The 13,427-nt window shown below is 64.0% G+C and carries 15 protein-coding genes and 1 pseudogene; 5 read left to right on the top strand and 11 right to left on the bottom strand.

Features of this window, described 5'->3' with window-relative positions:
- Positions 1-54: 54 nt before the first annotated feature.
- Both glf and LO50_RS00065 read right to left on the bottom strand, forming a co-directional pair.
- The gene (glf, locus tag LO50_RS00070) at positions 55-1,275 is read right to left on the bottom strand and encodes a UDP-galactopyranose mutase (protein ID WP_044313704.1); all 1,221 of its coding nucleotides are present in this window, start codon (positions 1,273-1,275) and stop codon (positions 55-57) included.
- Complete coding sequence (locus LO50_RS00065) at positions 1,263-2,447, bottom strand: glycosyltransferase family 1 protein (protein WP_044313703.1); 1,185 nt, start codon at positions 2,445-2,447, stop codon at positions 1,263-1,265. Before LO50_RS00065 ends, glf begins: the two co-directional genes overlap by 13 nt.
- A 420-nt stretch (positions 2,448-2,867) precedes the next feature.
- Between LO50_RS00065 and galE the strand changes: the two genes are divergently transcribed.
- The gene (gene galE / locus LO50_RS00060; RefSeq protein WP_044313702.1) at positions 2,868-3,929 is read left to right on the top strand and encodes a UDP-glucose 4-epimerase GalE; all 1,062 of its coding nucleotides are present in this window, start codon (positions 2,868-2,870) and stop codon (positions 3,927-3,929) included.
- 30 nt (positions 3,930-3,959) lie between these two features.
- Here galE and LO50_RS00055 read toward each other — a convergent pair whose 3' ends face one another.
- From LO50_RS00055 to LO50_RS00045, 5 genes are all read right to left on the bottom strand, one after another.
- On the bottom strand, positions 3,960-4,460 hold the full coding sequence (locus LO50_RS00055; protein WP_044313701.1) for a DUF3060 domain-containing protein: 501 nt from the start codon (positions 4,458-4,460) through the stop codon (positions 3,960-3,962).
- 170 nt (positions 4,461-4,630) lie between these two features.
- The gene (locus tag LO50_RS00050) at positions 4,631-5,539 is read right to left on the bottom strand and encodes a S8 family peptidase (RefSeq protein WP_052816801.1); all 909 of its coding nucleotides are present in this window, start codon (positions 5,537-5,539) and stop codon (positions 4,631-4,633) included.
- Between the two features lie 126 nt (positions 5,540-5,665).
- Complete coding sequence (locus tag LO50_RS25245; protein WP_236690554.1) at positions 5,666-5,812, bottom strand: hypothetical protein; 147 nt, start codon at positions 5,810-5,812, stop codon at positions 5,666-5,668.
- Between the two features lie 20 nt (positions 5,813-5,832).
- Entirely contained in the window at positions 5,833-6,018 is a 186-nt protein-coding gene (locus tag LO50_RS25240; protein WP_052816800.1) for a hypothetical protein, read from the bottom strand.
- 300 nt (positions 6,019-6,318) lie between these two features.
- Positions 6,319-7,221: a LysR family transcriptional regulator gene (locus LO50_RS00045; protein ID WP_044313700.1), complete on the bottom strand. Its 903-nt coding sequence runs from the start codon at positions 7,219-7,221 to the stop codon at positions 6,319-6,321.
- 182 nt (positions 7,222-7,403) lie between these two features.
- Here LO50_RS00045 and trpB point away from each other — a divergent pair.
- The 3 genes and pseudogenes from trpB (at position 7,404) to LO50_RS00030 (ending at position 9,947) form a co-directional block, all read left to right on the top strand.
- Positions 7,404-8,616 (top strand): annotated as a pseudogene (gene trpB, locus LO50_RS00040) (tryptophan synthase subunit beta).
- A complete protein-coding gene (gene trpA, locus LO50_RS00035) occupies positions 8,613-9,434 on the top strand; it encodes a tryptophan synthase subunit alpha (protein ID WP_044313699.1) in 822 nt (273 codons plus the stop codon). Before trpB ends, trpA begins: the two are co-directional and overlap by 4 nt.
- 183 nt (positions 9,435-9,617) lie before the next feature.
- Positions 9,618-9,947 (top strand): DHCW motif cupin fold protein, encoded by a 330-nt coding sequence (locus LO50_RS00030; RefSeq protein WP_044313698.1) that lies wholly within the window; start codon positions 9,618-9,620, stop codon positions 9,945-9,947.
- Positions 9,948-10,056: 109 nt separating this feature from the next.
- Here the strand turns inward: LO50_RS00030 and LO50_RS00025 are convergent, their stop codons facing one another.
- From LO50_RS00025 to LO50_RS00010, 4 genes are all read right to left on the bottom strand, one after another.
- Positions 10,057-10,242 (bottom strand): DUF1289 domain-containing protein, encoded by a 186-nt coding sequence (locus tag LO50_RS00025; protein ID WP_044313697.1) that lies wholly within the window; start codon positions 10,240-10,242, stop codon positions 10,057-10,059.
- 2 nt (positions 10,243-10,244) lie between these two features.
- Positions 10,245-10,616, bottom strand: coding sequence for a hypothetical protein (locus tag LO50_RS00020; RefSeq protein ID WP_044313696.1), 372 nt, complete (start codon positions 10,614-10,616; stop codon positions 10,245-10,247).
- 203 nt (positions 10,617-10,819) lie between these two features.
- Positions 10,820-12,061 carry a type II toxin-antitoxin system HipA family toxin gene (locus LO50_RS00015; protein ID WP_052816799.1) on the bottom strand — a complete coding sequence of 414 codons (1,242 nt, stop codon included), beginning with the start codon at positions 12,059-12,061 and terminating at the stop codon, positions 10,820-10,822.
- Complete coding sequence (locus LO50_RS00010; protein ID WP_226930269.1) at positions 12,058-12,294, bottom strand: helix-turn-helix domain-containing protein; 237 nt, start codon at positions 12,292-12,294, stop codon at positions 12,058-12,060. The genes LO50_RS00015 and LO50_RS00010 overlap by 4 nt, the downstream gene beginning before the upstream one ends.
- A gap of 258 nt (positions 12,295-12,552) precedes the next feature.
- Between LO50_RS00010 and yghU the strand changes: the two genes are divergently transcribed.
- Positions 12,553-13,395 carry a glutathione-dependent disulfide-bond oxidoreductase gene (gene yghU, locus LO50_RS00005; protein ID WP_044313695.1) on the top strand — a complete coding sequence of 281 codons (843 nt, stop codon included), beginning with the start codon at positions 12,553-12,555 and terminating at the stop codon, positions 13,393-13,395.
- Positions 13,396-13,427 lie beyond the last annotated feature (32 nt).

Genomic DNA, 13,427 nt, shown 5'->3' with positions numbered 1-13,427 from the left:
TGGCCGAAGACTCGCCGGCGCGCGGCGAGACTCAGGCATAGCCGCCGCTGCGCTTCAGCCGAGTTGCTCGGGCACCGCTTGCGGCTGCGTTGCCAGCTCGGCTTCCTCGATGCGCTTGTACAGCGCCAGCGCCTGCCCGACCACCTGATCCATGTTGTAGTACTTGTAGGTGCCCAGGCGGCCGACGAAGGTCACGCCAGGCGTCTCGTCCGCCAGCTGCTGGTAGCGCTTGTACAACTCGGCGTTCTCTGGCCGTGGGATCGGGTAGTAGGGATCGCCCTCGGCCGCAGGATATTCGTAGGTGATGCTGGTCTTCGGGTGGACCTGTCCGGTGAGGTGCTTGTACTCGCTGATGCGCGTGTAGGGCACATCCTCGCTCGGGTAGTTGACCGTACCTACCGCCTGGAACTGCGCCTGCTCGAGCTGCTTGTGCTCGAATTTCAGCGAGCGGTACGGCAGCTTGCCGAAGCGGTAATCGAAGTATTCATCGATGGGGCCGCAGAAGATCAGGTGGTCGTACTGAACCTCGTCGCGGATCTCGCGGTAGTCCGTGTTGATCATCACCTTGATGTTCGGATGCGCCAGCATCTTCTCGAACATCTTGGTGTAGCCGTACTTGGGCATCTGCTGGAAGGTATCGGTGAAGTAGCGGTCGTCGGTGTTGGTGCGCGTGGGGATGCGCGAAGTCACCGACTTGTCCAGCTGCGACGGGTCCAGTCCCCACTGCTTGCGGGTGTAGCCGCGGAAGAACTTCTGGTACAGCTCGCGGCCGATGCCGTTGATCACCACGTCTTCGCTGGTCTGGATGTTCTCCACCGGCTCGGCACGGCTGGCGAGGAAATCTGCCGCTTCCTCTTCGGTGGTCATGTTCAGACCGTAGAGCCTGTTCAGCGTGGTCATGTTGATCGGGATTGGTACTTCCTGCCCGTCCACTTGCGCCAGCACGCGATGCTCATAGGGGCGCCACTCGGTGAACTGCGAGAGGTAGTCGACGATGCGCTGGGCGTTGGTGTGGAAGATGTGCGGGCCGTAGCGATGGATCAGCACGCCGGATTCGTCGTGATAGTCGTAGGCGTTGCCGGCGATGTGCGGGCGCCGGTCGACCACCAGTACGCGCTTGTTCAAGCCCCTGGCCAGCCGCTCGGCGAGCACGCTGCCGGCGAAACCGGCACCGACGATCAGGTAATCGAAGCCACGCCTGCGCGCCTGCGGCTCTTCACCGGCACCACCGCCGAGACGTTCCGGGTTGCTGTCTTGCGGGGTCATATCGCGCATTGCATCTTCTCCTTCATCAGGCTCCAGGTGTGGTCCCAGGACATATCACCGAGGATCTCGTCGGCCTTGGCCAACAGCGCATCGCGGTCCTCGGCATCGGCCAGGGCGGCTTCTGTCGCGGCGACGAACGCCTCGGCACTGTCGGCGATGCGCACGATGCCGGTGTCACCGTAGGTGCGCACCACGTCGGTGATCGGCGTGGACACCACCGGGCAACCGCCGGCGAGGTATTCGGGGGTCTTGGTCGGGCTGATGAAGCGGGTCGATTCGTTCAGCGCGAACGGCATGATCGCCACGTCCCAGCCCGACAGGTATTGCGGCAGCTCGTCGTAGGTCTTGCCGCCGAGGTAGTGGATGTTGTCGCGGCGCGGCAGCTCGGCCGGGTCGATCTTGACCACCGGGCCGATCAGCACGATCTGCCATTCCGGCTTCATCCGCGCCACCTGCTCGATCAGCTCGAGATCGAGACGCTCATCGATCACCCCGTAGAAGCCCAGGCGCGGATGGGGGATTTCCGCCTGGTCGTCCGGGTCATGCTGCGGCCGGCGCGCGGCGGCGAAATGCTCGACATCCACGCTGCTGGGGAACGGATGCGCATTGTCGTGACGCTGGCGCTTGGCTTCATAGAGGCTGTAGCCGCCGGTAAAGACCAGATTGGCGCGACACATCAACTCCACTTCGCGCTCGATCAGCTGCGGTGGCGCACCGCGAAAGGCCGAGAGTTCGTCCATGCAGTCGTAGACGATCAGGTTCGGTGCCAGATGATCGGAGAACGCCAGGCTCATCGGCGTGTAGTACCAGAGCATCAGCTCGCTGACGCCGAGCTTCTCCAGGTAGCCATCGAGCAACTGGCGCTGCACGCGGGTTGCATCCTCCCCCTCGCAACCGGCGGGCAGCCGCGGGATCAGCACCTGCACGCCGTTCTCTTCGGGTCGCACTTCCAGCCAGGGTTCGGCGTCTTCGGTGGCAATCGGTTCTTCGTGGAAGAGCACGTTGTAGTCGCGGGCGAAGCGCGACATCAGGTGCTGCGGGCGCTGGTAGACGAAGCTCCAGCGCAAATGCGAGAGGCACAGCAGCGTCGGGATCTGGTCGTCGAAGACCACTTCGGCCGGCGCCTGCTGCGCGTTGCGGGATTTGCCGATGTCGTACTGGAACGGGCCGGCCCAACTCATGTAGCACCTCATTTCGGTAGCCGTGCCCGGGCGTTCCTGCCCACTCACCATGCCACGTCGATGCCAGCGCTGCCCTGCGTAAGGCGTGTCATCGCGCTACGACTACGAGCCGTCAGATGGCCTGCAACCCGCGTCGTCCGCCGGTAGTGGACGGCAATCGGCGGTTCGGGTTCCCGCCAATCATCCGATAGCGCAGCCCGTCGGCCGTCCGGCGGCTGGATGGAACTCGCCAGAAGCTTGCCCCGTCCCTATCAACAGGACGCCTTAACACCGGCACCGGAACCCACGCGCGCAGCTTCGTCGTCGCCGTCCCGTTCCGTTTCGCCGATCCCAGATTGCGGAGACTCATGCAGCGCCATTCACTGGCCAGCCGCAGTGTCCCGAGCGTGTCGAAAAGACAGCGAATGCGGAGGTAGACAGATGATTCTGGTAACAGGAGGAGCCGGCTACATCGGCTCACACGCGGTGCTCGAACTGCTGCAGGCCGGGCATGAAGTGCTGGTGCTGGACAATCTGTGCAACAGCTCGCCGCCGGCCCTGGACCGCGTCGAGCACCTGGCCGGCCGCCCACTGCACTTCGTCAAGGGCGATGTGCGCAACCGCTCGTTGCTCAAGGCGCTGTTCGCTGCCTATCCGATCACCGCGGTCATGCACTTCGCCGGGCTCAAGGCGGTCGGCGAAAGCGTGCGCGAGCCGCTGCGCTACTACGAAACCAACGTCGGCGGCAGCATCGCGCTGTGCCAGGCGATGGCCGAAGCCGGCGTGTTCAGGCTGGTGTTCAGCTCATCGGCGACGGTCTACGGTGAATCGCCGGTGATGCCGATCACCGAGGACCGCCCTACCGGCGTGCCGACCAACCCCTACGGCCAGTCCAAGTTGATGGCCGAGAACGTGCTCAAGGGCCTGGCCGACTCCGATCCGCGCTGGTCGATCGGCCTGCTGCGCTACTTCAACCCCATCGGCGCCCACGAGTCAGGGCTGATCGGCGAAGACCCCAACGGCGTACCGAACAACCTGCTGCCCTACATGCTGCAGGTGGCAGTGGGCCGTAGAAAGCAGCTGAACGTCTATGGCAACGACTACCCGACCCCGGACGGCACCGGCGTGCGCGACTACATTCACGTGGTCGATCTGGCCAAGGGGCACCTGAAAGCGCTGGAGCGACTGCAGCTGATTCATGGTGTTTCCACGTGGAACCTCGGCACCGGCAAGGGCCACTCGGTACGCGAGATGATCACCGCCTTCGAGGAAGTCACCGGGCGCTCCCTGCCCCACGTGATCAAGCCGCGCCGCAGTGGCGACATCGCCCAATGCTGGTCGGACCCTACCAAGGCCGAACTGGAACTCGGCTGGCGTGCCGAGAAAGACCTGACCACCATGCTCGCCGATGCCTGGCGCTGGCAGAGCCGCAATCCGCGCGGTTACGCCGAGGAAAAAGTCGCCGCCGCAGAGGTCGCTTCGCAGACCGCCCTGGCCAGCTGAGCCCCGGGTGCCCGGACGGCGAAGGCCGCCCTATTGCCGGTCGATCTGATGACCAACGCCGGACAAGGACATCGCCGGCTCATCACCGCTCCACTGCAAGCGGTTGTCGATGCCATCCAGGGTGACCTGCGCCGGGCCGTCGAACGCCAGCTCCAGCCGATGCTCGGCGCCTGACACTTCGACGATCGCCGTCTGGCCACGCCCGAGGATGGTGGTGCGGATATAGTTCTTGTTGGTGTCCACGGTCAGACGGTCGACGGACTCCGCCGTTACGGTGTTTCCGATGCCGGACACTTCCAGCGCAGACGCCTTCTCCAGGCTGATCTCATGGTCTGTCCCGTAGACCTGCACCACACCACAGTCCCCGGTGAGGCTGATCTTGTTGGCGTTACCGGAGATGTTCACGTCCTTGCCAAGGCAGGGCACATCCCGTGACAGCTCGATGCCATCCAGTTCGATCGGTTGAGCATGGGCAGCCGCCGCCAACAGCAGGCCGGCCGCGAGCATCGCAGCAGAAGCGCAAGCATTCATTCGCTAAGTCCTTTCGAGGCAGAAGAAGGCATCGGAGAAAACCGCTGCGATCATTGATCGCTCCGCTGCCGTGCGGCGTAGGACTCGATGGCGACGACCGAGTTCAGGCGGCCACTGGCGCTGCGAATGAGTAGCGCAGCCAACCGGACGCCGGAGGCCGCGCAGTGATATCAGGTGCCGCAGGCCAGCTCGCGGCGGATCTTCGAGACATTCAAACGGCGGTTCAGCTGCACCACACCGGTCAGCTGTGGGTCGCGTACGGCCAGGCGTAGCAGAGCCTCGCGGATCTGCGCCGCCGTCGCGCATGGGTTGAGCGAGGCGTACAAGGCTGCGGCACCTGCAACGTGCGGCGCGGCCATGGACGTACCGCTCATGTAGGCATAGCTGGAGCCGTTCGATTTGGAGGGCACCGTAGAAACGATGTTTACCCCGGGCGCAGCGATATGCACGCTTTTCACGCCGTAATTCGAAAAACTTGCTCGCTTTCCATTTGGGGCGATTGCCGCAACTGCAATCACGTTGGGCAGCTTGTAGCTCGCCGGATAGCTCGGGGTCTTATCCAGGTTTATCCCGCTGTTACCCGCAGCCGCAACGAACAGGATATTGGCGTTGCCGGCAGCCCGAATGGCATCGTACAGCGCCTGCGAATAGCCTCCGCCACCCCAGGAGTTATTGGTCGCGACAAGGTTGATCTTCTTCATCCGCTTCAGTTGCGTCAGATAGTTGATCGCCTTCACAGCACTCGCTGTGGTACCACCTTTAACACCAAGAAACTTGGCAGTGATCAGCTTGGCGCTCGGGCAGACGCCAAAGACACCTGCACCGTTATTCGCGACCGCTGCGACGGTTCCAGCAACGTGCGTGCCGTGATCATCCGCCGGCCCGTCGTAGACGCTAGCGTTGTTGGCCGCGAAGTCCCAGCCACGGATATCGTCGATCAAACCGTTACGGTCGTTGTCCTTGCGGTCAGCCCGCGTGCCTTCACCCGGATTGATCCACATATTGGCGCGCAGATCGCCGTGGGTGAACATCACGCCTTCATCGACGATGCCCACATGTATCTTGTTCGAGCACAGCATGCCCGCATTCCAGGCAGCGAGAGCACCGCTGCCATAAGCCGAAGTGGGTGAAGTAGTGGCGCCCTGCATGCCCCATAGCAGATTGATACCCGGGTCCCTCGGGTTGGCTACTTGAGAACGATAGATTCAATTCGGTTCAGCGAACTCCACCGCCGGATCGGCGGCAAGCCGCGCCAGTAGTGCGGCATCGAGCTTCTTGCCCTTGCCCAGCTGCGCCTGCACCAGGTCGCCCTTGGCGTCCTTGCGTGCAGCCTTGGCCAGCAACTTCTGCATGGCCTTGGCGCCCTGCCTGCTCAACGCCGCATTTTCGCCGCTTCCGATGCACCTGGCTTGAATTGCACCAGCAGCTGGCCTGCCACGAAGGGCCGACCGGCCTTCAGTGAGGCCTCGACCGCCGGGTTGGGCTTGGCAACGGCCTGCTCAGCGCCGGTAGCAAGTAAAACGAACACGATCAGCGCGACACGCTTCTTGTTGACCATCACTGTTCTCCTCGAACGACTGCAGACAGTCCCCGCGCCAACACGCCGGACCGCTCAGGGGTGATGTGAATGTATCGACAAGAATGCTGTCGATTTAGTGGCGCCAGACAAACGGCGCGTCCGCTCGTCGCTTGCCTGCTCCGGGGACGGTGGCGTCGAGGCGTGGAATGGAGCGACCAGCGCAATCCCCGGTGCCCTTGCCATGGGCGATGTCAGCGGGTCATCCCTTCTGCTTCATCCTTGCCGCGGGAGCGATCCAGATCGTAAATCAGGCCACGCCGATGCTTTCCGCCTGGCTCTTTATCCCGGCTTCTCCGCACTGCGCAGCTCGTCCCGCAGCCACGCCGCCAGGCGTTCGGCACGCCGATCCAGCCGCCGTGCCGGCACCCAGAGCGCCAGCCGGGCGCTGGTTTCGACGAAACCCCAGGGCGCGAGCAGCCGCCCGGATTTCAGATCATCGGCGACCAGCTGCTGCGGCGCGATAGCCACACCCAGCCCGGCCAGTGCCGCCTCCAGGAGGAAGTACAGGTGCTCGAAGCTCTGCCCGAGGCGCAGCTGCGTGGGGTTCAGCTGCTGCCGGCGAGCCCAGCTCGGCCAGGCCTGCGGGCGCGAGGCGGTATGCAGCAGCGCTTCGTTGAGCAGTGCCGCGGGCGGTGCGCTGCGCAGTTCGGCACAGCGCGGATGGTAGGGGCTGAGCACCGGGCCGATGCGCTCGACGGCCAACTCGAACACCTGCATGTCCGCTGGCCACGGCGGCTCGGCGTACCACAGCGTGGCATCCAGCCCCGGTTTGCGTGGATCCAGCTCGCCCTCGCTGGCGGACAGCTGCAGACGCAGCTCGGGCAGGTCGCGATTGAGCCGATCCAACCGCGGGATGAACCAGCGCGCCAGCAGGCTGCCGGGACAACCGAGGACGAACGGCGCCTCGGCCGTCTGCCGCTGCAGCTCGGCACAGGTGCTGCGCAGGCGCTCGAAGGCCTCGCTGGCGGCATCGCGCAGGCGCACCCCGGCATCGGTGAGTTTTACGCCACGACCTTCCTTGATGAAAAGGCCTATGCCCAGCTGCTCCTCGAGCTGCTTGACCTGCCGACTGACGGCCCCGTGGGTGACATGCAGCTCGCGCGCCGCTTCGCTGACACTACCCAGGCGGGCGGCCGATTCGAAGGCACGCAGGGCATTGAGAGCGGGAAGATCCTGAGCCATAAGTGTGAGTTTTCCTGACAGGTCGTGGCGATCTTATCGCTTTTAACCCGGCGCCCATAGCCGTACCCTGAGGCCATCGCATCATCCGTCGCCTGTGGCAGCGGTCTTGACCGCGAATGCGCCGAAACGCGTTCAGGACAAGTACCCGAGCACAGGCCCGGCAACCGTTACAGGAGCCTCACATGACGTCATACCGCAGCGGTCCCGACGACCGCGGCCTGTTCGGCCGCTTCGGCGGCCAGTTCGTCGCCGAAACCCTGATGCCGCTGATCAACCAGCTGGCCGCCGAGTACGAGAAGGCCAAGAGCGATCCGGCCTTCCTCGAGGAGCTGGCCTATTTCCAGCGCGACTACATCGGCCGCGCCAGCCCGCTGTACTTCGCCGAGCGCCTGACCGAGCAGTTCGGCGGCGCGAAGATCTACCTCAAGCGCGAAGACCTGAACCACACCGGCGCGCACAAGATCAACAACTGCATCGGCCAGATCCTGCTGGCCAAGCGCATGGGCAAGCAGCGCATCATCGCCGAGACCGGCGCCGGCATGCACGGTGTGGCCACCGCCACCGTGGCCGCGCGTTTCGGCATGCAGTGCGTGGTCTACATGGGCACCACCGACATCGAGCGCCAGCAGGCCAACGTCTTCCGCATGAAGCTCCTAGGCGCCGAGGTGATCCCGGGTCACCGCCGGCACCGGCACGCTGAAGGACGCGATGAACGAGGCCCTGCGCGACTGGGTGACCAACGTCCACAACACCTTCTACCTGATCGGCACCGCCGCCGGCCCGCACCCCTACCCGGCCATGGTGCGCGACTTCCAGTCGGTGATCGGCAACGAAGTACGCGAGCAGATCATGCAGAAGGAAGGCCGCCTGCCCGACTCGCTGGTCGCCTGCATCGGTGGCGGCTCCAACGCCATCGGCCTGTTCCACCCGTTCCTCGATGACGAAGCGGTACAGATCGTCGGCGTCGAGGCGGCCGGTCACGGCATCGACACCGGCAAGCACGCCGCCAGCATGGCCGGCGGTGCGCCGGGCGTGCTGCACGGCAACCGCACCTTCCTCTTGCAGGACGCCGACGGCCAGATCACCGACGCGCATTCCATCTCCGCCGGCCTCGACTACCCAGGCGTCGGCCCGGAACACGCCTGGTTGCACGAGATCAAGCGCGTCGAATACGTGCCCTGCACCGACGACGAAGCGTTGAAAGCTTTCCACCTGTGCTGCCGCCTGGAAGGCATCATCCCCGCGCTGGAATCCGCCCACGCCCTGGCCGAAGCCTTCAAGCGCGCCGCGAAGCTGCCCAAGGATCACCTGATGGTGGTCAACCTCTCCGGCCGCGGCGACAAGGACATGCAAACCGTCATGCACCACTACGACGAACAGGAAGAACATATATGAGCTCGGTGAACTCCCGTCTGCAGACGCGCTTCGCACAGCTGAAGCAGGAAAAGCGCGCCGCGCTGGTGACCTTCGTCACCGCCGGTGACCCGGACTACGCCACCTCGCTCGCCATCCTCAAGGGCCTGCCGGACGCCGGTGCCGACGTCATCGAGCTGGGCATGCCGTTCACCGACCCGCTGGCCGACGGCCCGGCGATCCAGCTGGCCAACATCCGCGCCCTGGCGGCCAAGCAGAACCTGCCGAAGACCCTGCAGATGGTCCGCGAATTCCGCGAAACCAACAGCAGCACCCCGCTGGTACTGATGGGCTACTACAACCCGATCTTCGCCTATGGCGTCGAGCGCTTCGTCAGCGATGCGAAAGAAGCTGGTGTCGACGGCCTGATCGTCGTTGACCTGCCGCCGGAGCATAACGACGAACTCTGCGACCCGGCCCAGAGCGCCGGCATCGACTTCATCCGCCTGACCACCCCGACCACCGACGACCAGCGCCTGCCCACCGTGCTCAACGGCAGCTCGGGCTTCGTCTACTACGTCTCGGTGGCCGGCGTGACCGGTGCAGGTTCAGCCACCCTGGAACACGTCGAAGAAGCGGTAGCGCGCCTCAAGCGCCACACCGACCTGCCGGTGTGCGTCGGCTTCGGCATCCGCACCCCGGAACAGGCCGCCGCCATCGCACGGCTGACCGAAGGCGTGGTGGTGGGCTCGGCACTGATCGACCAGATCGCCGGGGCCAAGAGCCCGGAAGACGCGGTGGAAGGTGTGCTCGGCCTGTGCCGCCAGATCAGCGCCGGAGTACGCGGCGCCCGCGGCTGAGGCCTGGTTGCCGCAACTGAAAAAGCCGCTGCCCCGTGAGAGGTCAGCGGCTTTTTCGTTCGTGTACGGGCGTTCGTTGCCTCAGGAACGGCCTATCCGGTGGGCTTCAAGCCACCACGGCGCCGCATCTATCACCACTGCTTTTCTGCAAGACCACTCACTCATTGCCTACAGGCGTCAGACATGGACATCAACGACCTCCCCTTCGGTACTACCGACTGGGCGACTATTGAACCCACGCTGCATCCAGGCGAAACCGGCAGCGCTTACTGGCGCACCCGCCAGTTCGGCCCCATCCGCGTGCGCATGGTCGAGTACACCCCGGGTTATCTGGCCGACCACTGGTGCAGCAAGGGCCATATCCTGCTGTGCCTGGAAGGCGAACTGCACACCGAGCTTCCTGATGGGCGCCGCTTCATCCTTACGCCGGGCATGAGCTACCAGGTTGCCGACGGCGCCGAGCCGCATCGTTCATCTACCCAAGTGGGGGCAAAGCTGTTCGTGGTGGATTGATTGCGTCACCTCTGCAACCTGAGGCGCACGCGGGATCAGCGCCTGCGCTGCAGATGCGCGGCTATCACCACGTCGCCATCGGCAGCGGAGGCGTCCCATCGCTCAGCCATCACTTCTTTTTCTTCGTTTTCAGGGCCTTCAACCGCTGCGCCGCGCGCTCTACCGTGGCCTTTTTGTCCGGGCGCTTCATGCGTTTCCATTTGCGGATCTCGTCCTTGGTGCGGCCGCAGCTGGTACACAGCTCGTCAGTGAGTTTGCAGACGGAAATGCACGGATTCTCGACGTCCTTGCCCACGGTCAGTGCCGAGTCGTGGCGTTGCGGGCCAGGCGACGTTGCCAGTCACCGCCATCGTCGCGCTTGCAGGCTTCCTCGCTGTCGAAGCGCACCGGTGCAATCAAGGCACCCATGTCCACACCCGCCTCAGCGAGCGCCGCTCGGGTGAGCGCCTGCATGCGTGCGCCCTGTCCTTGGCCAATCGCCAGAGCCCTCTGCACCTCCGTGACGAATACCCAGGTGACCTGCAGGCTCTCGGGAAAGCGCGCGTAATCGACCTCATGGGTGAGCCAGCTGAAGCCGACGACCTCCGCGTTGCCCGCCTCGCAGGCCTGGCTCAGGCAGCTGGAGAGTTGCCGTTCCATACGGGTCTGATCGCGTTTGCTGAGAAGCATCGTGCCGTCCTGTTACGGTTTGGCCCCGAGCCAAAGGGACAGTAAGCAGGAGTCTAGCGCGACCGCTGCATGCCGGACCGTCGGCACCGCTTGTTGTCAGTACCACTGATCGATTACTGACTATGGTTGCCACGCTCGCGGCAATCTCACACAGCGAGGCTCTAGCGTGCGCTGTAGGCATTCACGAAGGAGGACCCTGGCCGCTACAGCTTGCGGTAGCGGCGGCACTGCTGAACGACGTATTTGCGCACATGCTGCACCTTCGCCCAACCCGCCTCATCCATGCCAACCGTCTGCAGTTCAGCTTGCAACTCGGCGCTATTGGCAGCTGGCTCGAGCAGATCCAGCATTTGCCGCAGCTCCCGCAGTACGAACGGCGGCGCGAGGCCCATGTGGCGCGCCAGCTCTTCCCAATCGGCTCTGCGCAGCTGCTGCGGATGGAAGTTACCGCCGACCGCGAAACCAAGACTGGGGCTGTATGGCAGCACCATCGTACATACCAGGTCATAGGCCGGCGCCAATGACCAGCGCCCCTTGGCGTCTTGTAACAGCGAAATGTTCTTGGCATGGCCATCGCTGTTGCCGGCCAGCACGTTGAATATCTGCCAGCGCAGCAGCTGGCGCACCTGCAGCGCAGGCATGGCCGTCACCGCGCGCAACAGGTCTGCGCAGGCAGCCAGCGTCGGGCCGCCCTCTTCCTGGTACTTGAGCCGCCGCGGATAGCCAAGCGCCTGGCACATGTCCTCCTGGTGCACACGCTCGATCTGGTTATCCACTCGCTCACGATCGTAACGAGTCACAGCAAGATAGTGAGCCTTCCCTGCCTGACCTGCGTGCGAGTCGGGAACCACAAGCCCAACGATCCGAGCCAGGCGGTTCATATAGAGTTCGTTGAAAACCAACGCCGGCTTTAGCGAGAACTTGATCAGATGCGAAGAAGCGGCGGCGCCGCGCGGGAGGTAGAGCTGGCCGCCTTCGAGGATTACGGGAATCTTGTCCTGGGCGCCGGCAAGCGAAAGCCGTGTCGCCTTGCCCGGCTGAAATAAGGCGTAGCGCTCCTTACCCTGCGCCCAGCGCGCCAGCTGATTGGGGTCGACCGGCTCCTGGCCAGATTCGATCAACGCATCGGCCCGCTCCGGGTCAACAATGCGCAACGCACCGGCACAATCACCACCGATGGCGGCCAACAGCGAAAAGTCGTCATCGGCGATCCCAAGCCGGTTCACCAGCAACTGCCGCGAAGCTTCTTCGGGAAGCAGATTGGCAAACCAGTTGTGTGCCGTGCCGAGCGTTGGCGCAAACATACCGGTTGCAAGCGGCGAGCTATTGGAGATTGCAAACCGCGCTGCTTCGCTATAACGAAAACCCATGCTGCGGCCATCGTCACCCAGCCAAAGCTCACCGATACGGCAATCACCCCGGTAGACGCCGAGCAGTCCGCTCACAGGTCGCTCCCGTCACGTCTAGCCGCCAACAGCTCGATGCCAAGCGTATGACACACGTTCAGCACCCGTCCGAACGAACAGCTCTCGCGGCCATTTTCCAGCTCGCTCAGAAAGCGCACGCTCACGCCACATAGGCCGGCAGCGTCCACCAGACGCAGCCCCTGCCCCTTGCGGGTGCGCTGGATCATCTTGCCCAGCTCGGCCATTGATATAAATGCGGTAGGTCCACCCATTTTCCCGTTCCGTACAATTTGTCCTTCGGCAACAGCTCACTTCCGCTTTTTTCCCAATAGGGAAAATACTCTCCACTGCTGGCCGGTGCACTGGATTTTTTACCGATCGGGAAAAAAATTTCTAGTTCATCTCAAAAAACCCCTCGCAGAACAAACCATCGCCCATCGATGACCAATATCGACCGGCTTGATTTCGACCGCATCGTGCGAGCGCGTAGCATGCCCTGCACATCCCCAGAGCCACCGAGGAGATTGTTCATGTCTGATACCCCTTACGTCCCGCCGAAGATCTGGACCCACGACGCGCCCTCGGGCGGCAAGTTCGCCAGCATCAATGCCCCGACCGCCGGTGCGCGGGAGGAGAAGGTGCTGCCGGTGGGCAAGCATCCGTTGCAGCTCTACTCGTTGGCCACGCCCAATGGCGTGAAGGTCTCGATCATGCTCGAAGAGCTGCTCGCCGCCAGCCACAGCGGCGCCGAGTACGATGCCTGGCTGATCAACATCGGTGAGGGCGACCAGTTCGGCAGCGGCTTCGTCGAGATCAATCCCAACTCGAAGATCCCCGCGCTGGCCGATCACAGCGTCGCAGGCGAACCGCTGCGAGTGTTCGAGTCCGGCTCGATCCTGGTCTACCTGGCGGAGAAGTTCGGTGCCTTTCTGCCCACGGAAATCCGTGCGCGTACCGAGACGCTGAACTGGCTGTTCTGGCAGATGGGTTCGGCGCCCTTCCTCGGCGGCGGCTTCGGGCACTTCTACGCCTACGCGCCGGAGAAGTACGAGTACCCGATCAACCGCTACGCGATGGAGGTCAAGCGCCAGCTCGACGTGCTCGACCGCCAGCTGGCGGAGAACCGCTACGTGGCCGGTGACGACTACAGCATCGCCGACATGGCGATCTGGCCCTGGTACGGCGTGCTGGCGCGGGGCGAGCTGTACGATGCTGGCGAATTCCTTTCCGTGCGGGACTACAAGCACGTCCAGCGCTGGGCCGCGGAAGTCGCCGAGCGCCCGGCCGTGATCCGCGGGCGCAAGGTCAATCGCACCTGGGGCGATGAATCCGAACAGGCCCCCGAGCGCCACAGCGCTGCCGACCTGGACTGAACCGCAACCGGATCGGGCGGTGGACGGCGCGA

The organism is Stutzerimonas stutzeri (genome assembly GCF_000935215.1).
Classification (GTDB): domain Bacteria; phylum Pseudomonadota; class Gammaproteobacteria; order Pseudomonadales; family Pseudomonadaceae; genus Stutzerimonas.
This window is presented reverse-complemented; position numbering and strand designations above follow the sequence as displayed.

Bases quoted from the DNA above. Each gene is read 5' to 3' on its own strand.
- yghU (WP_044313695.1), top strand. From the start codon at position 12,553: ATGTCTGATACCCCTTACGTCCCGCCGAAGATCTGGACCCACGACGCG.
- LO50_RS00055 (WP_044313701.1), bottom strand. From the start codon at position 4,460: ATGAATGCTTGCGCTTCTGCTGCGATGCTCGCGGCCGGCCTGCTGTTG.
- LO50_RS25245 (WP_236690554.1), bottom strand. From the start codon at position 5,812: ATGCAGAAGTTGCTGGCCAAGGCTGCACGCAAGGACGCCAAGGGCGAC.
- glf (WP_044313704.1), bottom strand. From the start codon at position 1,275: ATGCGCGATATGACCCCGCAAGACAGCAACCCGGAACGTCTCGGCGGT.
- LO50_RS00045 (WP_044313700.1), bottom strand. From the start codon at position 7,221: ATGGCTCAGGATCTTCCCGCTCTCAATGCCCTGCGTGCCTTCGAATCG.
- LO50_RS00065 (WP_044313703.1), bottom strand. From the start codon at position 2,447: ATGAGTTGGGCCGGCCCGTTCCAGTACGACATCGGCAAATCCCGCAAC.
- LO50_RS00050 (WP_052816801.1), bottom strand. From the start codon at position 5,539: ATGCTGTGCTCGAACAAGATACATGTGGGCATCGTCGATGAAGGCGTG.
- LO50_RS00030 (WP_044313698.1), top strand. From the start codon at position 9,618: ATGGACATCAACGACCTCCCCTTCGGTACTACCGACTGGGCGACTATT.
- LO50_RS00010 (WP_226930269.1), bottom strand. From the start codon at position 12,294: ATGGGTGGACCTACCGCATTTATATCAATGGCCGAGCTGGGCAAGATG.
- LO50_RS00020 (WP_044313696.1), bottom strand. From the start codon at position 10,616: ATGCTTCTCAGCAAACGCGATCAGACCCGTATGGAACGGCAACTCTCC.
- LO50_RS25240 (WP_052816800.1), bottom strand. From the start codon at position 6,018: ATGGTCAACAAGAAGCGTGTCGCGCTGATCGTGTTCGTTTTACTTGCT.
- trpA (WP_044313699.1), top strand. From the start codon at position 8,613: ATGAGCTCGGTGAACTCCCGTCTGCAGACGCGCTTCGCACAGCTGAAG.
- galE (WP_044313702.1), top strand. From the start codon at position 2,868: ATGATTCTGGTAACAGGAGGAGCCGGCTACATCGGCTCACACGCGGTG.